The organism is Mucilaginibacter pallidiroseus, assembly GCF_007846085.1.
Lineage (GTDB): Bacteria > Bacteroidota > Bacteroidia > Sphingobacteriales > Sphingobacteriaceae > Mucilaginibacter > Mucilaginibacter pallidiroseus.
Genome location: NZ_VOEJ01000001.1, coordinates 362482 through 387669, shown reverse-complemented (window position 1 = coordinate 387669; position 25188 = coordinate 362482). Strand labels below are relative to the sequence as shown.

At 43.2% G+C, this 25188-nt stretch carries 26 protein-coding genes and 1 tRNA gene; 15 read left to right on the top strand and 12 right to left on the bottom strand.

The window, feature by feature from the left end:
- Positions 1-3: 3 nt before the first annotated feature.
- Entirely contained in the window at positions 4-378 is a 375-nt protein-coding gene (locus tag FPZ43_RS01725; protein ID WP_146380117.1) for a hypothetical protein, read from the top strand.
- Positions 378-992, top strand: coding sequence for an FMN-binding negative transcriptional regulator (locus tag FPZ43_RS01720; protein WP_146380116.1), 615 nt, complete (start codon positions 378-380; stop codon positions 990-992). Before FPZ43_RS01725 ends, FPZ43_RS01720 begins: the two co-directional genes overlap by 1 nt.
- 6 nt (positions 993-998) lie before the next feature.
- Here FPZ43_RS01720 and FPZ43_RS01715 read toward each other — a convergent pair whose 3' ends face one another.
- Complete coding sequence (locus tag FPZ43_RS01715; protein WP_146380115.1) at positions 999-2243, bottom strand: cation:proton antiporter; 1245 nt, start codon at positions 2241-2243, stop codon at positions 999-1001.
- A 348-nt stretch (positions 2244-2591) separates the two neighbouring features.
- On the opposite strand from FPZ43_RS01715, the gene FPZ43_RS01710 reads away from it, so the two are divergent.
- The 4 genes from FPZ43_RS01710 to FPZ43_RS01695 are packed head-to-tail and all read left to right on the top strand — an operon-like array spanning position 2592 to position 5467.
- Complete coding sequence (locus tag FPZ43_RS01710) at positions 2592-3722, top strand: zinc-dependent alcohol dehydrogenase (RefSeq protein WP_261380968.1); 1131 nt, start codon at positions 2592-2594, stop codon at positions 3720-3722.
- On the top strand, positions 3719-4204 hold the full coding sequence (locus tag FPZ43_RS01705) for a hypothetical protein (RefSeq protein WP_146380113.1): 486 nt from the start codon (positions 3719-3721) through the stop codon (positions 4202-4204). Before FPZ43_RS01710 ends, FPZ43_RS01705 begins: the two co-directional genes overlap by 4 nt.
- A 35-nt stretch (positions 4205-4239) precedes the next feature.
- Positions 4240-4899, top strand: a complete 660-nt coding sequence (locus FPZ43_RS01700; RefSeq protein WP_146380112.1) for a DUF6766 family protein — start codon at positions 4240-4242, stop codon at positions 4897-4899.
- Between the two features lie 28 nt (positions 4900-4927).
- Positions 4928-5467, top strand: coding sequence for a DUF4142 domain-containing protein (locus tag FPZ43_RS01695; RefSeq protein WP_146380111.1), 540 nt, complete (start codon positions 4928-4930; stop codon positions 5465-5467).
- A 52-nt stretch (positions 5468-5519) separates the two neighbouring features.
- Here FPZ43_RS01695 and FPZ43_RS01690 read toward each other — a convergent pair whose 3' ends face one another.
- The gene (locus FPZ43_RS01690; RefSeq protein WP_146380110.1) at positions 5520-7049 is read right to left on the bottom strand and encodes an FAD-dependent oxidoreductase; all 1530 of its coding nucleotides are present in this window, start codon (positions 7047-7049) and stop codon (positions 5520-5522) included.
- A 12-nt stretch (positions 7050-7061) separates the two neighbouring features.
- Positions 7062-7499, bottom strand: coding sequence for a hypothetical protein (locus FPZ43_RS01685; protein ID WP_146380109.1), 438 nt, complete (start codon positions 7497-7499; stop codon positions 7062-7064).
- Between the two features lie 198 nt (positions 7500-7697).
- Between FPZ43_RS01685 and FPZ43_RS01680 the strand changes: the two genes are divergently transcribed.
- On the top strand, positions 7698-7916 hold the full coding sequence (locus tag FPZ43_RS01680) for a hypothetical protein (protein ID WP_146380108.1): 219 nt from the start codon (positions 7698-7700) through the stop codon (positions 7914-7916).
- A 14-nt stretch (positions 7917-7930) separates the two neighbouring features.
- Here FPZ43_RS01680 and FPZ43_RS01675 read toward each other — a convergent pair whose 3' ends face one another.
- From FPZ43_RS01675 to FPZ43_RS01665, 3 genes are read right to left on the bottom strand one after another with little or no spacing between them, the layout of a single operon-like run.
- Entirely contained in the window at positions 7931-8413 is a 483-nt protein-coding gene (locus FPZ43_RS01675; protein WP_146380107.1) for an ankyrin repeat domain-containing protein, read from the bottom strand.
- Positions 8413-10611 carry a catalase gene (locus FPZ43_RS01670; protein ID WP_146380106.1) on the bottom strand — a complete coding sequence of 733 codons (2199 nt, stop codon included), beginning with the start codon at positions 10609-10611 and terminating at the stop codon, positions 8413-8415. Before FPZ43_RS01670 ends, FPZ43_RS01675 begins: the two co-directional genes overlap by 1 nt.
- Before the next feature lie 16 nt (positions 10612-10627).
- Entirely contained in the window at positions 10628-11167 is a 540-nt protein-coding gene (locus tag FPZ43_RS01665; protein WP_146380105.1) for a YciE/YciF ferroxidase family protein, read from the bottom strand.
- Between the two features lie 303 nt (positions 11168-11470).
- On the opposite strand from FPZ43_RS01665, the gene FPZ43_RS01660 reads away from it, so the two are divergent.
- The 4 genes from FPZ43_RS01660 to FPZ43_RS01645 all read left to right on the top strand — a co-directional run bounded on the left by FPZ43_RS01660 (position 11471) and on the right by FPZ43_RS01645 (position 13696).
- On the top strand, positions 11471-12547 hold the full coding sequence (locus tag FPZ43_RS01660; protein WP_146380104.1) for a spore photoproduct lyase family protein: 1077 nt from the start codon (positions 11471-11473) through the stop codon (positions 12545-12547).
- 98 nt (positions 12548-12645) lie between these two features.
- Positions 12646-12957, top strand: a complete 312-nt coding sequence (locus FPZ43_RS01655) for a hypothetical protein (protein WP_146380103.1) — start codon at positions 12646-12648, stop codon at positions 12955-12957.
- A gap of 117 nt (positions 12958-13074) precedes the next feature.
- Positions 13075-13566, top strand: a complete 492-nt coding sequence (locus FPZ43_RS01650; protein ID WP_146380102.1) for a DUF4385 domain-containing protein — start codon at positions 13075-13077, stop codon at positions 13564-13566.
- Positions 13553-13696: a DUF2256 domain-containing protein gene (locus FPZ43_RS01645; protein ID WP_146380101.1), complete on the top strand. Its 144-nt coding sequence runs from the start codon at positions 13553-13555 to the stop codon at positions 13694-13696. The genes FPZ43_RS01650 and FPZ43_RS01645 overlap by 14 nt, the downstream gene beginning before the upstream one ends.
- Positions 13697-13710: 14 nt before the next feature.
- On the opposite strand, the gene FPZ43_RS01640 is transcribed toward FPZ43_RS01645, so the two are convergent.
- The 3 genes from FPZ43_RS01640 to FPZ43_RS01630 form a co-directional block, all read right to left on the bottom strand.
- Complete coding sequence (locus FPZ43_RS01640) at positions 13711-15678, bottom strand: PAS domain-containing sensor histidine kinase (protein WP_146380100.1); 1968 nt, start codon at positions 15676-15678, stop codon at positions 13711-13713.
- Between the two features lie 80 nt (positions 15679-15758).
- On the bottom strand, positions 15759-16823 hold the full coding sequence (locus FPZ43_RS01635; RefSeq protein ID WP_146380099.1) for a PAS domain-containing protein: 1065 nt from the start codon (positions 16821-16823) through the stop codon (positions 15759-15761).
- A 217-nt stretch (positions 16824-17040) separates the two neighbouring features.
- Positions 17041-17114, bottom strand: a tRNA-His gene (locus FPZ43_RS01630).
- A 168-nt stretch (positions 17115-17282) separates the two neighbouring features.
- Between FPZ43_RS01630 and rnhA the strand changes: the two genes are divergently transcribed.
- Positions 17283-17747, top strand: a complete 465-nt coding sequence (gene rnhA / locus FPZ43_RS01625; protein WP_146380098.1) for a ribonuclease HI — start codon at positions 17283-17285, stop codon at positions 17745-17747.
- Here the strand turns inward: rnhA and FPZ43_RS01620 are convergent.
- From FPZ43_RS01620 to FPZ43_RS01610, 3 genes are read right to left on the bottom strand one after another with little or no spacing between them, the layout of a single operon-like run.
- Complete coding sequence (locus tag FPZ43_RS01620) at positions 17742-18248, bottom strand: metallophosphoesterase family protein (protein ID WP_146380097.1); 507 nt, start codon at positions 18246-18248, stop codon at positions 17742-17744. The genes rnhA and FPZ43_RS01620 overlap by 6 nt on opposite strands.
- Before the next feature lie 3 nt (positions 18249-18251).
- On the bottom strand, positions 18252-18962 hold the full coding sequence (locus FPZ43_RS01615; protein ID WP_146380096.1) for a tRNA1(Val) (adenine(37)-N6)-methyltransferase: 711 nt from the start codon (positions 18960-18962) through the stop codon (positions 18252-18254).
- Entirely contained in the window at positions 18962-19681 is a 720-nt protein-coding gene (locus FPZ43_RS01610) for a glycosyltransferase family 2 protein (protein ID WP_146380095.1), read from the bottom strand. Before FPZ43_RS01610 ends, FPZ43_RS01615 begins: the two co-directional genes overlap by 1 nt.
- Before the next feature lie 19 nt (positions 19682-19700).
- Here FPZ43_RS01610 and pbpC point away from each other — a divergent pair, with 19 nt between their 5' ends.
- The 3 genes from pbpC (at position 19701) to rnr (ending at position 25109) form a co-directional block, all read left to right on the top strand.
- Positions 19701-22091, top strand: coding sequence for a penicillin-binding protein 1C (pbpC, locus tag FPZ43_RS01605; RefSeq protein WP_146380094.1), 2391 nt, complete (start codon positions 19701-19703; stop codon positions 22089-22091).
- 27 nt (positions 22092-22118) lie between these two features.
- Positions 22119-22826, top strand: coding sequence for a 3'-5' exonuclease (locus tag FPZ43_RS01600; protein ID WP_146380093.1), 708 nt, complete (start codon positions 22119-22121; stop codon positions 22824-22826).
- 141 nt (positions 22827-22967) lie between these two features.
- Positions 22968-25109 (top strand): ribonuclease R, encoded by a 2142-nt coding sequence (gene rnr, locus FPZ43_RS01595; RefSeq protein WP_146380092.1) that lies wholly within the window; start codon positions 22968-22970, stop codon positions 25107-25109.
- Positions 25110-25188: the final 79 nt, after the last annotated feature.

Sequence of the window (25188 nt, the reverse complement as noted above, 5' to 3'; positions counted from 1 at the left end):
TTTATGAAGCAATATGACGTGTTCCTGGACGGCGAAATAATTGGGCATACCAGTCTTGAAAAGGCAGATGCTCCGATGGGTGTCGTATTTGGACGAGTTACTTTTATCAATATCAACTCAGCTTATTCATTTTTTAAAGGCTACTGTTTAGAAAATAAGATAGATTTTTTTGAAATAGCGGATGATCTCCTAATCAATACAAACGATATTCCGACACTGAAAATTTTAAGCCCTACAGGCACTTTTATAAATGGCCTGGCAACTACAACAGAGGGAATGGATACCGATGGCTACGATATTTATAAAATAAGCGTGCCATACCCTTTCTATGAAGAAGAATTTCCTGAACATGTAAGGGCTTATCAAAACAAATATTGATGTACACGCCAAAGCACTTTCAAATCACTGGCATACAGGACTCAATATCTTTTATGCAAAAGTACAGCTTTGCAACAATTGTTACTGTAAAAGACGGTCTACCAACAGCCACTCACCTGCCTTTCATTGTTGAAGAACATAACGGAGGGGTTATACTTACATCTCATTTCGCTAAAGCGAACCAACAATCTGAAGATGTATTACATTGTGTGCCTTTGGTGATTTTCACTGAGCCACATGCCTACATCTCGACTAAAAATTACGAGAAGGAATTAAACGTACCCACCTGGAACTACCTGGCTGTTCACGCTTATGGTACTGCTTCGCTAATTGATGCAGAGGAAAAAGTGATGGATGTACTTGAAAAAATGATAGGTTTTTACGAACCAGATTATCTTAACCAGTGGAACAACCTTCCTCAAGACTATCAGGCTAAAATGATAAACGGAATTGTGGCCTTTGAAATTAAAGTAACCGACCTGCAAGGGAAAAAGAAATTAAGCCAAAACCGAACAGCTGTCGAGCAACAAAATATAATTGACGCCTTGTCAAAATCGACAGATTTCAACGAGCAGCAGATTGCAGCTTATATGGCTAACGTTGCCAGCCACTAAGCGATTTTACTTTTTGTTATAAATCATATTTATAACCCTATTTAAGGTTAACCCTTGCCCAATTATCGAAAAAATTACAATAAAGTAAGTTCCTGATAATATAAAGTGCCGGTGAGGCGATGTGCCAGGTATGGACAGCGCCAATGCGATAGAAATCCCTCCCCTTAAACCCGCCCATGTAAGTATATTGACACTGTTAAAGCTGATATTTAGCGAACGCCTTAAAAAAGTAAGTGGCAATAGAATACTTACCCAACGGGCAATCAAAATCAACACAATGCTTATTAAGCCGGGCAACCAGTAATTTTGTACAAATGGTATATTAACCATTTGGAGGCCTATCATTACAAACAGCATTGCGTTAAGTATCTCATCAATCAGCGACCAAAACTTCTCGAGTGATTCGTGCGAATGATCTTTTTCATCAACATTTATGGAGCGGCCGCCAGCCAACAACCCAGCGGTTACAACTGCCAGCGGTACCGAAAGGTGCAGGTAAGTTGCCACTACCGAATCAAGCATTACTAATGCCAACGACATCAACACGATAGTACGGAAATCATTTACAGACCGCATCAATCTATGTGCTAATAAACCGGTTATGGCGCCCAACGCTATGCCGCCAAACACTTCCTGCGCAAACAGCAGGGCAGCTTTACCAAAGTCGATATCATTGGTTGCTGATTGTGCTATTTCAGATATGGTAACAAACAACACCAACCCTATACCATCATTAAACAACGATTCGCCCTGTATAATAGTAGCTGTGTTTGATGGCAGCTTTGACCCCTTGATTATTGCCGATACCGCAACCGGATCTGTTGGCGAAACCAATGCGCCAAACAGAAGGCAATACACAAATGGCACATCAAAATTGGTGATCCATATAGCCAGGTAAAGCAACGATCCAAATATGGCGGTTGATATAAGTACCCCAATGGTGCTTAAAGCGAAAACCGGGCGCATTTCCTTTTTCAGTTTGCGAACATCTATGTTAAAGGCAGTTGCAAACAGCAAAAAGCCAAGCATTATATTAAGTACGGAAGCAGAAAAGTTTATATTTTTTGACAAGAGCGTTAGGTAGTCGGCCACATTAGGATCAATACTATCAATTATGAGTGTTAAGATGGAGCCTGCCAATGCAAGGGCCATTATACCTATTGTTCCAGGCAGCTTTAAAAAGCGGGTATTTATATAGGAATAAACTGCACTAACGATAATAAGAAGAGCAATTATAAAGAAAAGGTACATCTAAAATATTTTAAAGTCAGTGTAAAAAGATAAACTGTCGTAGCTAGCTATTCCATAATCAACATGCTAAACGGCGATGTGTTTTAGTGATCCCAAATACCACCGCTTATTAAAGGCAGTCTAACTCCGATCCAAGATATGTACTTAAAGTGCTTTTATTAATATTTAGTTAAATATATTATCATATAAGACAAACATTGTTAATTAAAAGTTGTTGAACAACTATACCCGCCGATCAAATAGCATTTTAAGCTCGAGCCACCAAAAAAGTTTTTCGACAAGGTTGTAGTCGATATAACTTTTCTGATCTGAAATTAAACTTACTAAAAACCAAATTTTATGTTAGCAATGAACTACCGCGGTCCTTACCGCATACGTGCCGAGCAGCGGCCAATGCCAGAAATTCTGCATCCGGAAGACGCTATTGTAAAAGTCACAAGGTCATGCATTTGTGGATCTGACCTGCACTTGTATCACGGCATGGTGCCCGACACCCGTGTAGGCTCAACCTTTGGGCACGAATTTATTGGTATCGTGCAGGAAGTTGGCTCCATGGTAGAAAATGTTAAAGTGGGAGACCATGTTTTGGTGCCTTTTAATATCGCCTGCGGCAAATGTAACTTTTGTAAACAAGGGTTGTATGGTAACTGCCACGAATCAAACACTATGGCAACTGCTGTAGGTGGCATATTTGGCTACTCGCACACCGCCGGCGGATTTAACGGAGGGCAGGCCGAGTACGTTCGCGTTCCATACGCAAACTTTGGCCCAACTGTGATTCCACCAGATATGGACCCTGATGATGCCGTATTACTTACAGATGTTGTGCCTACAGGTTACCAGGCTGCAGAGATGGGCGGTATAAAGGAAGGCGACACGGTAGTTGTTTTTGGTGCTGGCCCCGTAGGAATTATGGCTGCGAGGTGTGCATGGTTTTTTGGAGCGGCGCGTGTGATCATTATCGATCACATCGAGTACCGCCTGGAGTTTGCCAGGAATTATGCAAAATGTGAAGCCTACAACTTTAAATCGTTAGAAGATCCGGTAATGTTCATCAAAAAAACAACCGACTGGTACGGCGCAGATGTTTGCATCGACTGCGTTGGTTGCGAGGCAGAAGGCAACACTTTACAAACGTTTACCGGCCGCGTAATGCTGATGCAAGCGGGGTCTGCTACAGCTTTGCAATGGGCAGTAAATAGCGTAAAAAAAGGTGGCATTGTATCGGTTGTTGGTGTTTATGGCCCCCCCTTCAATTTTGCGCCTATGGGTAATATACTAAACAAGGGATTGACGCTACGTGCTAACCAAGCTTCTGTTAAAAGATTATTGCCAAAACTTATTGACCACGTACAGTCCGGCAGATTAAGCCCCAAAGAATTGATAACCCACCGCGTTCCGCTTGCAGAAGTTTCAGAAGCTTACCGCCTGTTTTCGTCTAAACTTGATAACTGTATTAAAACTGTATTGATACCATGAAAAATCAACCATTTGACTATAAAGAAATACCTGGATGGGGCATGGATGCCGATCCCGAAAATGAGCCTACCTACCCTATGAAAAATTACACCGGCGATGATCATAAGCGCATAAATTATGAACGATCGCCGCAACAACCAATAAATGTAGAATTGCTGAAGTCGACCGAGCGGCCCGCGCCCAGCGTTGTATTCGGCGATACGGCGCCTCCGTCTGGCCTTAGCGGTATAATACGCCGTTATGCCTTTAAGCATAGTGAAGACCGTTACCGCCACTGGATACCACTGATACTTGCCGATCGAATAAATGTGTATGAAGGTATTATTGAAGATACAGTTACCGGCAAGTTGCCTAATCTTTTTAAAGAGAAAGGCTGGAGCCAGGAATGGAAGTTTGATAAGTTGGGAGTTGCCAAAAAGGCGGCAACAGTAGGCTTCATAGCTGCACTTGCCATCACTTATTTCCGGGAGAAAAGAAAATAAGCATTGCAAAAGGTAAATATTTTAAGCAGGTAAAAATGAGAAAGCAATCTTTCTTTTACCGCAACTCGTTATCACTTGTCTTTGTACTGTTATTTGTCGTTACATTGATGGCGCAGGCATTTTCAGGTTGGAAAGAATATAATCAGGAAAGACAAGAAGATAACGCCGAACACGTATCATTCTCAGCTTACTTAACAACCGGGCACTTTGTATCAGCCACATTTGAAAACTTTCAAAGCGAATTTTTGCAGATGGCGCTTTACGTGGTGCTTACCATAGGTTTGCGGCAAAAAGGTTCAGCAGAGTCAAAAAGTCTTACCGAGAAAGAAGAAGTAGACCGTGAGCCAAAAGTTTCTGCAAACGCAGCCTGGCCTGTAAGAAAAGGTGGCTTGTGGCTGGCACTATACAGCCGCTCGCTATCAATTGCGTTTTTCGCATTATTCTTTTTTAGTTGGGGCATGCATTTTTATGGCAGTTGGCGCGATTATAATGCCGAACAATTAATTAAAGGAAGCCCCGCAATTACAGCGATAAGCTTTGCTGCAGAACCGCGCTTTTGGTTCGAAACTTTTCAAAATTGGCAAAGTGAATTTCTCTCCGTCTTGTCTATCGTTGTGCTTACAATCTTCTTGAGGCAAAAAGGATCGCCGGAGTCAAAACCGGTTGACGCGCCCAACATGGAAACTGGCAATTAAACAAATTAAACAACCAATATCTACAAACATGAAAAACGAATCAAATTCACGACGTAAATTCCTCTCAACTACCGTAAAGGGCTCTATATTAGCAGGAGCCGGTGCAGGTGTACTTGGTAGCTTGTTACAGCCACTTACTGCCACTGCGCAAACAGGAGGTGCCGACGCACAGCATCGGGCCAAAATTGGTGCATTAGGTGCAACATCGTTACAAGCCAGCAAATTAGCATTAACTAAAGCAACTAATCCTAAGGTGAAGATGTTTGCAAAATTTGAAGCCGCTGAGCAAGAAGCAATGGGGCAAATATTAAAAGATGCCGGCACTGTGCCTGCGCCGGATGCAGCAGGAAAAGAAGACATGATTACCCTTCAAAAATTAAGCGGGGCTGCCTTTGATAAAGCTTTTATGACAGCGCAGGTAAAAACCCACCAAAAGTTAAATATAGCTGTTACAGCTTACCAGGCATCTACAGGCAGTGCACAAATAAAGCACTTTGCTAATTTGGCGCTAAGCACCATAAAGGAGCATACCGAACGCGGACAAATGCTTTTGTCTGAACTAGCATAGTATGTAAAAAATCAGGAGAAAGGTGATTAAACACTTTCTCCTGATACTATATTTAGTTCGTTGTAAACTTCTCCAAACCCTTGTCAGCAGGGCCGGTTAATACGTTTCCATCAATGTCATAACGTGCACCGTGACACGGGCAGTCCCAGCTTTTTTCCTTATTGTTCCAGTTCACAAAACAGCCAGCATGTGTGCACACCGGGCTTAAAGCGTGTATCAAACCGGCTTCATCTTTGTAAGCAGCAATTTTTTCGCCATCAAGTTCCACAATTTTACCACTACCTGCTTCAATTTCTTTAAAGGAGTCGATGTCTTCGGCCTTAAATCTGTCAGCCACAAAGTGATAGGCTACATCTGCATTTTCCTTAACAAACTCGCCAAAGCCTGCTATCGGCTTAATGCGCGAAGGGCTGAACAGTTTTTCGTACCTGTTTTCAATCCCAAGTATCAAATCGCTTACAATTTTGGCTGAGATACTGCCCAGCATCATGCCGTTCCCGTTATACCCGGTGGCGCACCAAACCCTTGCCGCAGTTTCGGGCATTTGCCCTATGTATGGCAAACCGTCGGCAGGTATGTAGTACTGGGATGACCATTTATACTTTACGCTTGCAACCTCATAGTATTTCCTGACGTAAAACTCTAAATCAGCAAATGCCTGATCGGGATCGTCATGCCCCGTTTTGTGATCGTTCCCGCCAACCAGTAACAGCGGCTGCCCATCTATTACATGCGTGCGAAAATAGTGGTACGGCTCCTGCAGATCATAAATAAGTGCATCGGGATATTGGGCATTGGTTAACTCGACCGCTACAACATAACTGCGATAAGGAGCACATCTAAAGCTGAAAGAAGTTATTTTTGGAGGAATATGCGTAGCGTAGAATACATCTTTAGCATAAAAGTATTTATCGCCGGCAATGCACTTATGCAAGACACCTTCTTTGCTGATATCATCTATCAAAGTGTTTTCAAGCACAAACCCACCTGCATCATTAAAGGCCCTTAACAAGCCGTTTAAGTATTTAAGCGGATGAAACTGCGCTTGCCCATCTAAAATCAGCGCTTGTTTATATGGAACATTTACTGGAACGCTTTCAACTTCCCTAATAGACACCCCCACTCTACTGGTGCCATTATAAACGTTATCTAATTCCTTAACCTGGTCGTCATCCTCTGCATAGATGTAGCCGGGTAGCTCGGCATAGTCGCATTCAATGTTATACTCGGCGATATTAGCTTTTATTTCAGCGAAGCCCTCGTTAACAGCATCTGCTAACAGTTTGGCACCATCTAAACCAAAGGCGTCTTCAGCTTCTTTATACGTAGTGTCGATAAAAGTATTGATGTGGGCACTAGTGCCACCGGTAGTGCCGAAACCCGGATTATGCGCGTCAATCAGCAACACATTTTTGCCCGCTTTGATAAGGCGAAGTGCAGCTGTGACACCTGTAATACCTGCGCCTATTATAATAACATCTGTTTGCTTAGGCGCACTTGTAACAGATACAAACGGCTCATCGTTGACTATTGTTTTCCACGGGGCTAATTGCGCTCCGTCGCGTTGGTTTGCTTTGTTCATAACAAATAGGAGTTACTTTTTTAAACCTTTGATTACTAAAGCGGTTACCAGCCCGCCAAATGTGTAGTATCCTACAGTAAGTACTTGGGTTTTAACAGTACGTGTTACCGGTGCATCGCTAAGGCCAAGCGGCTCTGTCAGTTTTAGTGCACCTATGCCTGCAACAGCGCCATACGTTACCCCCCGGGCCACAAGATGCCTGCTTTTGCCTACCCCTATAAGGCTGTAATAAACAGCATTGCTGATAAGATCGCCGGCTAAGGTTATAGCATACAATGTATCCCCCGATGGTGGCTCCTTATCAATCGCTTCAAAACCTTTTGTGATGGCTTCCTCTCCTATTAAATCAACCCGGGGTGCTTCGTGGTCAAATCTTTTTAAAGCTTCATGCAAAACATTTAGCGCAACAGCGCCGGCCAGGCCGCCGATTAAGTTTTTCAAAATTTTCATAGTGATCAATATTCTAAGGTGACTATTCCATTAACTCATCAGACATAAGGTGAAATTTAATTGCTATCTATCCCATCGCAGCAATTTGTGGTGATATCTCAATGAATAAGCTACCGCTTCAATCATTTTGTTCAATCACAATCTGTTGACGACATAAACTCCTGTAATCCGTTATTTTAGTTTAAAGGAGGGGTGGTTATGCTATTTCATACAAAGGATATTAAAAGCGCTAAAGAAGCGGGCCGATTTGATAAGGTGCAGGAAATAATTCTTAACATCGGTATAAGTATCCAACAAGGTAAACATGTTACCTTGTTGGATATAAAAAATAAAAGATGCTCTGTAAAGCGGCTCTGCAGCTTTGAATCGTTCCACGAGTGGCTGTTAGAGAACCACCGGGATGTACTGGTAATGTAATTAGCAGTACCACATCAGCTCTGTGCCTGCTCCAAAATATCTATCGCTTCTTCGTTTCCCTGCTGTGCGGCCAAATCAAAAACTGATAAGCCCCTGCTATCCACTATCGTTGTGTCTGCACCTGCTGCAAGCAACTTTTTAACCAATTCATTACGGCCAAACATTGCAGCAAACATCAACGCCGTACCACCATTACCATGCTGCTGATCAAGATCTGCTCCCTTTACTATTAATAGATTGGCTACATCAGCATAGCCTTTAAAACAAGCTCCCATTAGAGCGGTGTTCCCTCCAAAGTCTGCCTCGTTCACATCAGCGCCGGCGTCTATCAGTAGCTCGGCAGCATTTGGTTGGTTGTTATAGCAAGCAATAATTAGCGGCGTAAAGCCTTTTTCATCTTTGCCATTCAAATTTGCTCCTTGCGCAATAAGCTGGTTAAGTGCATCCAGATCCCCGGTCCTGGATGCACTTGTAAGTTGAGTGATTAATGCGTCCATTATGCAGGTATCAATCTTGGTTTTTCTCTTTCCCAAAAACGGTGCTGCTTAATTGCATTGATAAAATCAGCCGATAGCTGCTTTAAGTCGCCGCTTACAATTACTCCCTCATCATTTTCTATTTTTTTGCTAAAGTAAGTAGCATCTAAAACCTGCTCGGCATCGGCATGCGCGGCAATTGCTTTACAATGTTTAAAGGCTTCATTTAAAAAGTGCACTGCATTTGCTTCTGCTTCCAGAGTTGCTACGGCATTAGTACCACCCGCTACATAAACAGCATCGAATAAGACAGAGGCGGCTGTCAAAAAGCTTTGATCAACCTCTATCTGCTCGTCATTTTCAGCAATTACAAAGCCTTGTCTTGGTGCTATAACCTCTACTACTGCACCCTCATTTTCCAATGCAGTTTTAACATTAGTTACAGACCCGGCATCAGCGCCATCGGCTGTAAGTATGGCTATTTTGCGGCTTTTGATAGAGTCTTTTATAGTATTGGCCATGCTTAAAGCGTCAGATTTGATCAAGCCATTCGTTTTAATTGGCCCGGACTGATACTCAGCCGGATCGCCATCGGCAGGCACATTCAAGTTACCAGGCAATTTATCTGCCGCAGGCAAATGCAAGCCCAAGCCATAAGCTACCTGTGTAGCAAGGCCTTTATCAATCTGTGCAAGCAAGCCCAGCATACGCTCACGTATTGCAACGGTTTTTACTTTGCCCAGCTCAAAAGTAAGCGCATCAACTATATGGTTTTTTTCCGGGTCCGACTGACTGTTGAAGAACAACGCGGCCTGGGTAAAGTGATCAAAGAAACTTTTATTGCGTAAACGGAGCTTGCGGGCTTCAATACGCTCACGATAGCTTACAAAACCGCCTGCAGCTTCAGGAACTTGTTGCGGATCGTTATTGCCAAGCATATTAGGATTATAGCTTGTTTTGCCCCGGTTGATGGTTTGCCTCATAAAACCGTCGCGCTGGTTATTATATACCGGTACAATAGGCCTGTTGATTGGAATTTCCTGGAAATTTGGACCGCCTAACCTTGTCAATTGCGTATCGGTATAAGAAAACAGCCTGCCTTGCAACAATGGGTCGTTTGTAAAGTCGATACCCGGCACAACGTGCCCAAGGTGAAAAGCCACCTGCTCGGTTTCAGCAAAGAAATTGTCGGGGTTGCGGTTAAGGGTTAGCTTACCGACGCGCTGTACGGGCACAAGTTCTTCGGGTACCAATTTTGTTGAATCGAGGAGATCAAAATCGTATTTAAATTCGTCCTCTTCCGGTATTACCTGTATGCCCAACTCATATTCGGGATAAGCACCGCTTTCAATGGCATCCCACAGATCTCTTCTGTGAAAATCCGGATCTTTACCTGATATATTTTGAGCCTCATCCCATGCAACAGCGTGCACACCTAATAATGGCTTCCAGTGGAATTTTACAAAGCTTGCTTTACCTTCCTCGTTAATCAAGCGGAAAGTATGCACGCCAAAGCCTTCCATCATACGGTAGCTTCTTGGCAGCGCGCGGTCGCTCATGGCCCACATAATCATATGAGCAGACTCGGGAGTTAGCGATATAAAGTCCCAAAAGGTATCATGTGCTGATGCCGCCTGGGGTATTTCGTTATCTGGCTCGGGCTTAACGGCATGTATCAAATCAGGAAACTTTATGGCGTCCTGTATAAAAAACACGGGCATGTTGTTCCCGACCAAATCAAAGTTACCTTCGGGCGTATAAAACCTTACAGCAAAACCGCGCACATCGCGCGCCAGATCGGTTGATCCGCGTGAGCCTGCAACGGTTGAAAAACGAACGAAAACAGGTGTTTCGCGCGCTGTGTCGTTTAAAAATTTTGCCTTCGTAACGGGCGAAAGATCTTCATATACTTTAAAAACCCCATGTGCGCCTGATCCTCTGGCATGTACCACCCTTTCCGGGATTCGTTCGTGGTCAAAGTGCGTGATTTTCTCACGCAAAATAAAGTCTTCCAGTAACGATGGGCCACGGTCTCCTGCTTTTAGGGAATTTTGGTCGTCATTTATTGGAAGTCCGGTATTTGTATTCATGTTCTCGCCGGCGGCATCTCTTGTGTGGGCTGCCAACTGAGTGGTTTTATCGTTTTCGGGCTGGGGTGCAAGCTTTTTATCAATAGCTGCTTCGGTGCCCATTTTAGGCGATGGTTTCTTTTTCTCCATGGTAATTTACTGGGTATTAAGCAACTTGATAGTTAACTTCAGTTTCGGCAAGGCCGGCAAGTTTATCGTCGGCAGTTTTTTCTTCTTCAAGTGTTTGGCTAAGTATATCGGCAACGTCTGCTAAACCAAGGTTTTGCGCAAGCTTGGTTAAACCTCCGTAGGTGGCTATTTCATAATGCTCAACTTTTTGCGATGCCATTATTATACCCAAATCGCGTGCGGTTGTGCCGGCTTGTGTACTTTCAATTATAGCCTCGCCTTCTTTTGCAAGCCCTTCCATTGCGTCACATTTTTGCGCTTGCACTTTTTCGCCCAGTAATTCAAATACCTGTTCCAGGCGGGTTACGTGCGTTTTTGTCTCTTGCAAATGACTTTCAATAGCGGCTGCCAATTTTTTTGAGGAAGCAGCTTGCTGCATTTTTGGCAAGTTTTTAACCAAATGGTTTTCGGCCCAGTAAATGTCTTTAACACCGTCAACAAAAAGTTCTTTAAACGCAGGCTCGGCACCAGCCGGGGTTTTTGTGCTGAATTTAGGTTCTCCCGATTCTTTTTTCATAAGTAGATTTTAAGCGTATGTTTTAACGTGGTGGTTTGATGAACTGATTGTATAATCAATACAATAACCTTTTACGGTTACTTTTGTTCTAATTAAATACTTTCTTAATCTGATATAATTTTACAAGCATTTTTACCATGATTTTATTTAATCTATTAGTCATTTAACTATTTGGAACAGCATTTGCCACCTACTTTTTATCATATGTTCTGCTAGATCTTAAATGCTTTTCGTTCGACAACGGGACGGAGTGTACACAGTTTGTAGAAACATCGATTAATTAATTAAAAGGAACTATATTAAATGCTGCACGAAAAGACAATAGATCAACTCATCTCTATTCACGAAATTTATCACGAGCCTAATGTAACGGAATTTAAACGCGGGCGGGAAATACTTGCCCGGTACCCGGACGCCAAGCGAATCGAGGTAGCATCTCACAACCAAATATCTGAACTTTTTGGGTTCGAGGGCTCTGTTGAAGATTGGTTATGGAATAAAAAAAATGTCCTGATTCTCGGATCAAAAAAAGCTCTAAGCGCAAGGCCCAACACGCGTAGCTCACATTGGGTTGCACCATCACAATCTAACGGCTGCGCCATGTCATGCTCTTACTGTTATGTACCCCGCCGAAAAGGATTTGCTAATCCTATAACAACATTTGTAAATATTGAAAAAATTGCGGGTTACCTGGAACGACATGCCGGGCGACAAGGAAAGAAACTAATACCCGATGCGATAGACCCGCAGTACTGGGTGTACGAAATAGGCGAAAACGGTGATTGTTCTGCAGATGCTGCTATTTGTGACAATGTTAAGGACCTCATAGGTTTGTACACTACCCTGCCAAATGCAAAGCTAACCTTCGCTACAAAATTTGTGAACCGCGAAATGCTTAATTATGATCCTCAAAAAAAAACAAGAATAAGATTTAGTTTGATGCCTCATAAAATGTCAAAACTGGTAGACGTTCGCACTACTCCTATCAGCGACAGGATTGCTGTTATGCAATCTTTCCGTGAAGCTGGTTATGAAGTTAACGTAAGCTTTGCGCCTGTTATTTATTATGAGGGATGGCTGGACGATTGGCGAGCGCTATTTAAAGAGATGAACGAGGTATTAGATGATGAAACCAAAAATCAATTGGCAACCGAGATCATCTTCTTGACACACAACGAACAATTGCATGATGTAAATATGCTTTGGCATCCAAAGGCGGAAGATGTTTTATGGCGCCCGGACATACAACAAGTTAAATATAGCCAAACAGGCCAGCGAAATGTGCGATACAAGAATAATCTGAAAAGAGAGATTGTAAACGAGCTAGTTAATTTATGCACCGAAATGATTCCGTATTGCACTATTAGATACGCTTTTTAACGATTTTACATTAATTAATTATTTTTCCTTTTAAGAAAAATAATTGAAACAAAATGCAGGTTAAAAAAGTTGCTTGATAAACAACTAAAACCAATACCATGGAAACATTAAATGTAAACGCGCAGGATGAACAAAAAGGGTTATTTGGCGATGCATACGAAAATGATCAGGACACAATAACGGCAATTGACGAGCCGGGTGAAGATGCCGCCAACCAGGATGATTACCCTGAAGTTGATGAAAATGACCTTGGCACAATCGACGACGAAGATGGCGACACAGTAGATTTAGATGATGACATTGACGCAGAAGATGACGAAGAAACGTTTGATGATGATGCAGTAATCGACGACGACACAACCGAGGAAGATGGTGGCTATGATAGCGAAAGCGATGGTATAAGGCCCTAGCAATTTGTTGCCCTAAAAAAAGACCCGATTAAATAATCGGGTCTTTTTTTTTTCGTCTTTTGTAAGCCAATAAACATTTTATAAGATTTTTTATTTTAACAATATAATACCTGTAAAATGCCTAGTAAGCCGGACAAGCCAAGCTATCTAAATTTTGAGAAAACTGCATACGCCTGGAAACCGGATATAGATTATCGTAAAAACCCTGAGGCCTATAAAGTAGGTAAAGGCGAACAGGGCGTACTCATATGCGAACCCTATAAAAGCGAAATAGGCCAATACTGGCGATTTAAAACCGAAGCAATTGCAAAGATAAGCAGTGAGCAGATCATCAACATGTTTAAGCAGTACCTTAATAGTAATGACTTTGTTGGTGCAGACATGGCACGTAAATATTTGCAAATGGGTTTTACACGCGCCCGGCGTTATGCTAACTATAAAGGAGGCAAAAAGTATGATAAGGATAATGACTATCAGCAGCTGCAACGCGGCACAGGCGAAGCTGAAAAGGCTGCAGCTGCCCAAATATTTTTCGACAAATGGCAGCAAGCCGAAGCTGACGCCCAATATGCACAACTAAAAAAGGAGTGGAAAAATGAAAGGGGTTAAAAAAGAAAACCTTCCCCAAAAGGTGTGCCCGGTTTGCAACCGCGCTTTCACCTGGCGCAAAAAGTGGGCTGCTGCTTGGGAAGATGTTAAATACTGTTCGGAACGTTGCAGGCGTAATAAAGGCGCTTAAGTTCTTTTCCTTACCTAATCGGCCCGGTTCAACCATTCCTCAGCATCCTGGCGGTTATGAAAAAATACGGTCTGCAAATCGCCCGGCGCGTTTTCAAGGCTTTTATTGGCCGACATTTGACTAAAAGCACTTGCAGAATATATCCAGGCAAATTTGCGTAAACCAGCTTCGGTCATTGCCGGGAACCAATATTCAGCCCCCCAGTCAGATGCTTCCGACCAATTGCCCATCACTTGGCTATTATCGTTGAGTACCTGGCTGCATTTGTTTTTAATTAACAGGTTCAGCATAATCATACATCCCTTTTTTACAGATTCGAGGTTTTGGTAACCTATCCATTCTGCTTCCAGCCATTGCCTATCAGCCACGTAGTTAATCTTTATGAAGTTGCTATCGTAAAAGGTTTGGCCATCCGTTCCAAATTCCTTTAACAGTGAATTGCCTTGCAATGGTAAAATGAAAAAGAATGTCGATCCGCTGCCCGGCTCACTTTCAATCCACAAACTACCATTATGGCGCTTTAGTATCTCTGCAGAAATATATAAGCCAAGCCCAAGCCCTTCAAACTTCATAGCGGCATTGTCAGCCCGGTAGTAACGCTCAAAAAGTTTTGTAAGATCGTCTTTGCTAATGCCAATGCCGTAATCTTTCACAGATACAATAACGTTACCATCAACCACCTTAGATTCCAGCACAATTTCATCAGCCTCAGGAGAATATTTTATGGCGTTTGACAATAGGTTATTCAGCACCTGCTCTAACCTGTGCCTATCACCTTCTAATTTAGCAGGATCATTCCTTTCTACCTTTATACGATGCTTAAGCGTTGTAGACTGCATGTTAGCTGCTAACTCGCTAACCATATCATCAAACTTAAACCGTTCAATCTCATAGCTCATCTTGCCGGCGTTAATCTTGCTTACATCCAGCAAATCTGCAATCAACCGTTCAAGCCGATGGATATGGCTGACAGAACGTTTTACAAAATCCTGTTTTTTATCGGCATCATTTGTTTTAATAGCAAGCTGGCTATAAAGCTTTAGGCTGGTAAGCGGTGTTTTTAATTCATGGCTGGCGATGCTTAGAAATTCATCCTTTTGGCGCTCTTTGGCCTTCTGTAAGTCAATATCAGTATTGGTACCTAACCATAGGTTGGCTTGACCATCACGGATAGGTACTGCCCTGTTTAAAAACCAATGGTAATATCCGCTCTTATTTTTTAAGCGAAGTTCAAAGGTTAGCGGCCGGCCTGTTTTTAAAGCTTGCCCCCATGCCTGCAAATAGCTGTCTTTATCCTCCGGGTGGATCATATCTTGCCAACCGTTTGTTAGCAGTTCATCTTCCGTGCGCCCGAAGTACGCGCACGACTGGCTATTGACAAAGCTGTAGTTTCCTTCGTCATCTGCCGCCCAAACCTGTTGAGGCATTATATCAGTCATCTCCCTGAACCACTTTTCGCGCAGAATAAGGTTATTTACCGATCGCTTTTTCTTATCAATATTTTCAAGAATGGTAAAACCCAAAGGTCCTCCGTCATCCGTAAACAAGATGGATGTTACGCTTACCCAAAACTCCTGTCCGTTTTTAGCAACCATACAAGTTTCCAGCTTAAATGACGGAAGATTTTTACGCCAAAGCTTTTCCTGCAGAATCTGCCAATCGGCCTTATAATCGGGGTGTGCAAAATCGATTATATGATGGCCTATAAGATCATCTTTCGAACTGCAACCCAGCATTTTTACAAGTGCGCTGTTTACCTGCAGTATCTTTAAATCTGGAGAAATTATCTTATTGCCTAATAGGGAATTTTCAAAAACGGTGCGGTAACGAATGTTAGACTGACGCAATTGTTCAACTGCGGCGTCGTGTATGTCGCGCTTATCGTTTTCCTGCCTCCCTGACGTTTTCAATCGAAGGTTTTCGGCAAGCAACTCGCGGTTTTGATGCTCTAATAATTGTATTCGCTCTTCACTATTTGCCATAGGTCATACAACGTTTCTGGTGGGCTTATGACCAGTAGACGGTTAAATATAAATAACGTAATTTGTTGCCGTAAGTTATCTCAGGCTTCGTTGCGGGTGTTAAAATCCTGATTAATCCGTTGCAACTCTTCGTTGGCAGCGGTAAGTTCCTCATTCATTGTTTCCAACTCTTCCTGCCTGTTTTGCAGAACGTGCTGGGCATTAATAAGTTTGGTAACGTCATTAACAGTTATAAGCACGCCATTAACAATACCGGCAACATCAAAAAGTGGGTCATAACTAAAATCAACAAACTTTTTAACGGTTTTTCCATCAGGCCTGATAACCAGTACAGGCTGCGCGGGCACAAATGTCATCTGTTTATCCGCTACCACCTTTTCAAGCATCGCGGGGAGTTGTTGCTCTTTTAATTCGCTGATAACATCAAAAAGCGGTTGCCCTATTATAGCACTCCTTTTACGCCCCCAAAGATCAAGCATTGGGCCGTTTACCTCAGTGATAACGAAATCTGCGCCTTTCACAATACACAAGCCTACAGGTGTTACCGCCATAATGCGACTAAGCTCATATTCACTGTCCGAAAGTTCCTTTGTGCGCAAAGCCACAGCCGCTTCCGTATTCTGGTTCGCATCGTTTAACTGCCCCTCCATTCGCTGTATGTATTCATCACTTTCCTGCTGCCTCACTATCATTGCAGCTTCAAGATCATTACCTCGAAGTATCTCAATCTGATCCTGAACATGGATAGTCATATTGCGGGTGGTGCATAACAAACACGTTACCTCGCCCAACATATCTACTATCGGGTTTATATCTACCTGCCACCACCTGGGTTTTGCTCTATCCGTATCAGTAGCAGCCAAATCATATCTAAAAACAGGCAGCTTAATTTCGGACTTATGCATTAAAGCATCATTAAGGCCTTGCTCAAACACATCGCGTATATTAGCACTTGCCGTATTTTCGGTAAATAGTATCCAAAGACTCCGATTGGTAAGGCGTTCTAAAGAAAAACCGGTAGCTGCTATATACGCCTCGTTTGCCGCTACAATTGAAAAATCGGGCGCATTAGGGCTTAGTACAAGGCAGGGCTCAGGAAGCTGATTAAATATGTTTTGAAACAATTGATTAGTTGATTGAAGCATAGGCACTAAGATCCAATTAATTGGTGGTTCCAGGGGCTTGTGGCGGCTATATCTTGTTGTTGCAGAGCGCGGATTAATTAGATACCCTAGAGTAAGACCGATCAAATTTAAAAATTAAATTTATAATTTAAATCAGCCGGTGTGCCCAACAACTTATTCGACTATTTAATTATAAATAAAAAAGGAGACAATCAAAATATGACTATCTCCTTTAGTGGGTAAGTAATCGGGCTCGAACCGACGACCCTCGGTACCACAAACCGATGCTCTAACCAACTGAGCTATACCTACCGTGTTTGGACTGCAAAAATAGAACTTTACTCACTATTTGCAAAGTTTTTTTACTTTTTTAAGCTACACACTGCTAATGAAGCACTTGCAATGCATTTGATTTTTTGTTGGAGATTAGTTTTATGTTTGCAGCTGTTAAGGCCATCTGGCCAGGAACATTAAAGCGTTATGATTGAAGTATACACAGACGGTGCATCAAGCGGCAACCCGGGTCCGGGTGGCTATGGGGTTATATTGCGCTCGGGCCAGCACTATAAAGAGCTAAGCCAGGGTTTTCGTAAAACAACCAATAACCGTATGGAACTACTTGCAGTAATTGTTGCACTTGAAGCGCTTAAAACGCCTAATCAACAAGTAGTTGTATACTCCGACTCGAAGTATGTGATAGATGCTATTGAAAAACGCTGGGTTAATGCATGGGTTGCTAAAGGCTTTGCAGGTAAGAAAAATAAAGACCTATGGATGCGCTACCTAAGTGTAAGTAAATTACACCAGGTAAGGTTTGTATGGGTGCGGGGCCACAATGGGCACCCGGAAAACGAACGTTGCGACCAACTGGCGGTAGCTGCTTCAAAATCGCGGGAATTGTTGGTTGATTCGGTCTTTGAGATGGAAGCTACCAGAGGGTTATAAAACACCTTTTTTCGCTCCCAGCTCTATAACTTCCAAATCCTGTATCTTGTCTTCGTTTATTGCAAACCGCACCAGCGTGCGCACTTTATGCCAACCCTGCTTGCCCGCAGCACCCGGATTAATGTGCAGGCAGCTTATCTTTTTATCAAATATGACCTTTAAAATATGCGAATGCCCGGTGATAAATAGCTTTGGCGGGTTGTTATAAATTTCGGGCTTTACAAGGGGGCTGTATCTATCCGGGTAACCGCCTATGTGAGTCATCCAAACATCCACAGCCTCACAATTAAAGCGCAGGTTTTCGGGGTACACCACTCTTATATCTTTTCCATCGATATTACCATAAACCCCCTTTAGTGGCTTAAAGGCAGCAAGCTGGTCGGCCATTTCTATATTTCCAAAATCGCCGGCATGCCATATCTCATTACATTTATCAAAATGTTTAAAAACGGCGTCATCTAAAAAGCCATGAGTATCCGATATTAATCCTATACGCGTCATTACTTAAAATATGGTGAAAAAATCTTTAAGCGCATTTTGGTAAGCTGCCGAATATATTTTCAGAGATTCATAAATTACAAAGTCCTCAACTATTAACTTCTTCTGTTCTTTACCAAGTATTATCAGCTCCCTATGCGGTTCATCATGACTAAAAGAGCGTATATTAATGCGTTTATAAAGGCATAACCCAAATTTAGCTGAATATGATGTTACTATTTCTGCCGTTCCTACAGGCAATATAAATTGAGCAGTGCCTCCATCGGCCAAATGGTTGGCGCAGGCATTTAGTAGCCTTTCAAAAAAACTTTCGTCAGTATGCCTGGCAAGGCTTTTTTTAGGCCCCGGCGAAAGTAGGGAGTTCAGGAAAAATGGCGGATTGGATACAATCAAATGGTATTTTACATCCGGATTCATTTCGAAATAGTCCTCAAAACTCTGCGGGTGCATGTGTAACCTTTCGGCAAACTTTGAACTTTTAAAGTTGCACTCAGCGGTTTTTGAAGCCGTCTCATCAATCTCCACGGCATCAATTAATGCATTTGTATAGCGCTGAGCAAGCATCATTGCAATTACCCCTGTGCCTGCGCCTATATCTAAAATACTTTTAGGGACATTGGCATCGGCCAAGGCACCTAACAATACGCCATCTGTATTTATCTTCATGGCGCAGCCGGTTTGGTCTACATCAAATTGCTTAAATTTAAATACGCTCATTACTTAAAAAGCCCGTATTTGAGGATGCAATAAATGGCCCGCACACCATCTTTCCAACCTATCTTCTTCCCGTCCTCGTACGTACGGCCGTAGTATGATATGCCAACTTCGTAAATTCTTATTCTGGGTATTCGTGCTATTTTTATGGTTACTTCGGGCTCAAAACCAAATCGTTTTTCACTTAAGGCAAGCTGTTGTACCATGCTGGTATTGAATAGCTTATAGCAGGTTTCCATATCTGTTAAGTTAAGATTGGAAACCATATTGCACAAAAACGTTAACCACCTGTTGCCTATGGTATGCCAAAAGAAAAGTATACGATGCGGGTTGCTACCCATAAACCTTGAGCCATATACCACATCGGCCGAGCCATTGTATACAGGCTTTAATAAATCATTATATTCGGCAGGGTCATACTCCAGGTCGGCATCTTGTATAATAAGGTATTCGCCGGTGGCCTTGGCTATGCCGGTGTGCAAGGCAGCGCCTTTACCCTGGTTTTGTGTGTGATTAAAGTACTGTATATTAAGACCCGGATTTTCAGTTTTATATTGTAGAATGCTTTCGCGTGTATTGTCTGACGAGCAATCGTCAACTATAATCACTTCTTTTTCGACACTGTGCGCCAGCTCTACATTTTTTATTTTATTCAATATCAGGTGGATGGTGGCGCCCTCGTTGTAAGCGGGTATAATTATGGATAATTTAGTTATTTTCATAGATTAATGCCAATACCTGATGCCGTTCTCAACAACCCGGTTTAACCGCTTTTTTAGAAAGCCAAAAGTAACTATAATCGGTTTGTTTTTAATTTTGTTTGGCGCATGGTTTATATTTTGCTTACCCAGGCCATTATTTAACAGTCCTACATCATACGTTATTGACGACGATGCCGGTCAATTGCTTGGCGCGTCAATAGCTGCCGACGGGCAGTGGCGCTTCCCCGTTGACGCTCACGTACCCTCAAAATTTAGTGCTTGTATTATAGCTTTTGAGGATAAGCGCTTTAACTATCACCCGGGGTTTGATCCACTGGCTTTCGCACGCGCCGTAAAGCTCAATGTGAGCGCAAAAAAAGCAACCAGCGGTGGCAGTACCATTACCATGCAGGTGGTAAGGCTGGCTACACATCACAAGCGCACCTTTTGGAACAAAATAGTTGAGGTGTTTATGGCTATGCGGCTGGAAATGGGCTATAGCAAACAAAATATTTTATCATTATATGCGGGTAATGCACCATTCGGCAGCAACGTTGTCGGTTTAGACGCCGCTGCATGGCGGTATTTTGGCCGTAGGGCCGATAAACTTTCATGGGGCGAAATGGCGGCCCTGGCAGTGTTACCAAATTCCCCGTCGCTTGTTCATCCCGGTAAAAACAGAAAAGTAATGTTGCGCAAACGTAACCGTTTGCTTGATGTGCTATATAAGCAGGGTACCATAGACAGTACCACGGCGGCCCTGGCAAAGTTTGAACCCATGCCCGAAAAACCTGTTGCACTACCACAGCTTACCACCCATTTGCTACAGCGCTTCAAGGCTGATTATAAACGCAAACCCGAAGGTAATACAAGAATCACCACCACAATTAAAACAAGCCTGCAACAACAGGTTGCAGATATTTTGGAAAAGCACCATCGGGTATTGAAAGCCAATGATATTAACAATATTGCTGCAGTTGTGCTGGACGTTGAGACGGGCGCTGCATTGGCTTACGTAGGCAACATTAATCACCGCGACGACCCTGAAATGGAAAGCGATGTAGATGTAATAGCTGCCCCGCGAAGCCCCGGCAGTACCTTGAAGCCGTTGCTGTATGCATCCATGCTGCATGATGGTTTGATATTACCAAACAGCCTCATCCCCGATGTGCCAACCCAAATTGCAGGATACCACCCTGAAAACTTTGACCTTGGTTATGATGGAGCGGTACCTGCATCAAATGCTTTATCCCGCTCGTTGAATATCCCGGCTGTAAAAATGCTACAGCAATATAAATACGAACGCTTTTACGACAAGCTGCGTAAAATTGGCATTACCACCCTTAACAAACCTGCAGACCATTACGGACTTGCGCTGATATTGGGTGGTGGCGAAAATACCTTGTGGGAACTTACAGGCGCATACGCAGGCATGGCGCGTGTGCTTAATCATTATAACATCAGCAGTAGATACACGAATGCGGACTATCATTCTCCGATTTATATTAAGCGACCTTCGTCGCAAAAACCTAATGATAAAAATGGCTTGCTAAATGCTGGTTCCCTTTATTACACATTGCAGGCCATGGAAGAAGTAATGCGCCCCGGCGAGGAAATGCTTTGGCAGCAATTTAGTTCTACCCAGCGTATAGCCTGGAAGACAGGTACAAGTTTTGGCTTCAGGGATGGATGGGCCATTGGACTTACGCCCAAATATGTGGTTGGTGTTTGGGTAGGTAATACCGATGGCGAGGGCCGCCCCGGCTTAACCGGCATCAATACAGCAGCGCCTGTTTTGTTTGATATTTTTAGATTGCTGCCTGCTGCCCGAGAATGGTTTGCGGTACCCACCGGCGACATGGTGCGCATAAAGGTTTGTAAAGAAAGCGGCTACAGAGCAGGCCAGTACTGCGACGACGCAACCGAACAGCTTGTACCTAAAAGCGGCTTAAAAGCCCAGGTTTGCCCTTGGCATAAGCTGGTAAATCTTGACAAGGCAGGCAGATACCAGGTAACAAGCAATTGCATGTCACCTGCCGATATGTTAAACAAAAGCTGGTTTGTATTGCCGCCATCTATGGAGTACTATTACAAGGCCCGTGATTATCAATATCGCGTACTGCCACCATTTATGCCGGGTTGCGACAATATTGAGGCTGCGCCAATGGAACTGATTTACCCAAAGGATGGCGCCAAAGTATATGTACCGCTGGAAGCTGATGGCAGGCGTGGCCGCCTGATATGCAACGCGGCACACCGGTTAACGGGCACAAAAATTTACTGGCACCTTGATGATAAGTTTGCAGGCACCACAACTAGCTTTCATCAAATTGACTTAAACCCAAGCCCTGGCAAGCATAAGCTAACGCTCGTTGATGCTGCGGGTAACACGTTGCACATCAATTTTGAGGTGCTCGATAAAAATAAATAGCTATTTTAGTTGAACTAACATCCTGCCATGCTTGAACAATATGATTTGGGTAACCTAATGGTGCTCGATATTGAAACCGTACCCCAATACCCTACCCACGCTGATGTGCCGGAGCTTTTGCAGGAACTTTGGTTGCACAAGACGCGCAATATGCGTGGCGAGACACCGGCCGACGAATTTTATGAACGGGCAGGTATATGGGCCGAGTTCGGTAAGATCGTCTGCATATCTGTGGGCATATTTCTAAATGGGAAACGTGCCGGGTTACGTGTAAAATCATTTGCCGGGCATGAGGAAAAAGAGTTGCTTGAAGATTTTAGCCGGATGCTCACCAGTCAGCCTTTAAGCATTATTCTATGCGCACATAACGGCAAAGAGTTTGATTTCCCTTACATATGCCGCCGCATGCTCATCAATGGCGTACAGTTTCCGCCGCACCTGCAGATTACGGGTAAAAAGCCCTGGGAAATACCTCATCTTGACACGATGGAACTTTGGAAATTTGGCGACTTTAAAAATTATACTTCTCTTAGTTTGTTAACTGCCATTTTCAATATCCCAACGCCCAAAGACGATATCGACGGCAGCCAGGTAGGTCACGTTTATTGGGTGGAAGATGATCTGCCCCGCATATGCGAATACTGCCAAAAGGATGTGATAGCCACAGCGCAATTGATAAGACGCTACCGTGGCGAAGAACTGATAAATGAAGAGTTTATAACGATTGTGGGATGACTATAGGCATTAACTTACTAAGTCACTATCCGTAATTCTCTAATATTACATTACCAACATTTCCCTATCTCTATTGTTATACAATTGTTCCATTTTCAAAAGCTACAGCTACTTTCCGTATCTTAGCGCAAATACCTATAAATGTCTAAAAAGAAAAAACATAACTCATCCATAAACCAGGTGCTTACGCAGATGGTGCTGGACATATTTGAACAAAACGGCAATACGCCGCTCAACTATAAACAAATTTCATCAAAACTAAACGTTCGCGACCCGGATGCGCGTGGGGTTATCCTCGATATACTTAAAGACGAAGCATTTAAGGGTGTGATGAAGGAAGTTACACCCGGAAAATTCCAACTACTCGAACTTAAAACTTTTGTTGAAGGCAAAGTTGACCTCACTAATGATGGTTCGGCCTTTATCGTTACCGACGACCCGGCTGAAAATGATATATACGTAGCACCCCGCAAATTGCGTAATGCACTTAATGGCGACCGTGTAAAGGTATACGTTTATGCCAAGAGCAAGGGTAAACGCCAGGAGGGCGAAGTGGTTGAGATACTGCAGCGCAATAAAATGGAGTTTACAGGTTTGGTTAAACTGTCCGAACATTATGCGTTCTTCATACCGGATGATCGCAAGATGATGCACGATATCTTTATTCCGCTGGCCGATCTTAATGGCGCAAAGAACGGGATAAAAGCTGTTGCCGAAATTACCGACTGGCCTGCAGGTGCAAAAAATCCCGTTGGCAGGGTTAAACATGTGCTTGGTCAGCAAGGTGAAAATGATACGGAAATGAACGCCATACTTGCCGAATATGGTTTCCCGCTATCCTTCCCTGCTGAAGTTGAGCGCGAATCGGAAGAAATTCCGGCCGAGATATCAGCAGAAGAGATTGCCAAACGCCGTGATTTCCGCGATACGCTTACTATGACTATCGACCCTTACGATGCAAAGGATTTTGATGATGCAATATCATATAAGAAACTTGATAACGGCAATTACGAAGTAGGCGTACATATTGCTGATGTGGCGCACTACATCATACCAGACTCTGCCCTTGACAGGGAAGCTTATGAGCGTGGCACCTCTGTTTACCTTGTAGACAGGGTTATACCCATGCTGCCTGAAAGATTATCAAATGGCCTTTGTTCGCTTCGCCCTAAAGAAGATAAGCTTTGCTTTGCTGCTGTTTTTGAGCTCGACGAAAAGGCAAATATTATTAACGAATGGTTTGGCAAAACGGTAATCCATTCCGACAGACGCTTTACTTACGAGGAAGTGCAGGATGTTATAGAAACCCAACAAGGCGACTACACTGAGGAAATATTGCAGCTTAATGCTCTTGCATATAAATTACGCGAACGTAAGTTTAAAGCCGGCGCAATTAGCTTCGAAACTACCGAGGTTAAATTTAAGCTTGATGAAACGGGCAAGCCAATTGGCGTTTACGTTAAAGAACGCAAGGATGCCCATAAACTCATTGAAGACTTTATGTTGCTGGCCAATCGCAAGGTAGCCGAGTTTGTAAGCAAAATGGGTAAAGGAAAGCACAAATATACTTTTGTTTACCGCGCACATGATTCGCCTAAGCCTGATGCATTGGCCAACTTCGCACAATTTGCGGCAAGGTTTGGTTATAAGATTAATACCAAGTCGGACAAGGAAATTGCCAAATCACTCAACTACCTGATGGAAGATGTTGAAGGCAAGAAAGAGCAAAATGTGCTTACTCACCTGGCGATCAGGTCAATGGCTAAAGCTATTTACACGACCAAAACATCCAGCCACTACGGTCTGGCGTTTGACCATTACACGCACTTCACCTCGCCTATTCGACGTTACCCCGACGTAATGGTGCATCGCCTGTTGTTCCACTATTTAAATGGCGGACAAAGCGCAAATGCTGATCATTACGAGGAGCTATGTAAGCACAGCTCGGCGATGGAAAAAAAGGCTGCTGATGCCGAACGTGCATCGGTTAAATACAAACAGGCCGAGTATCTTAAGGATCAGGTTGGCAATATCTTTACGGGCATTATTTCGGGCGTTACAGAATGGGGCATGTACGTAGAGATCATCGATAATAAATGCGAGGGCATGATACGCCTGCGCGATATTACCGACGACTTTTATACTTTAGACGAAAAGAATTACGCCATAATCGGTCAGCGTAAAAAGAAGATTTATCAGCTTGGCGACGAAGTACAAATCCGCGTCAAAAATGTGGACCTTACTAAAAAGCAGATTGACTTTTCATTAGTACAAAACGATTAATATTAACCCAAGGTGTATTGCGCACCGTATTTTCACCAGCCCGCCCTTTGCTTTGCAGGGGATTATTAAATTTGCCCAT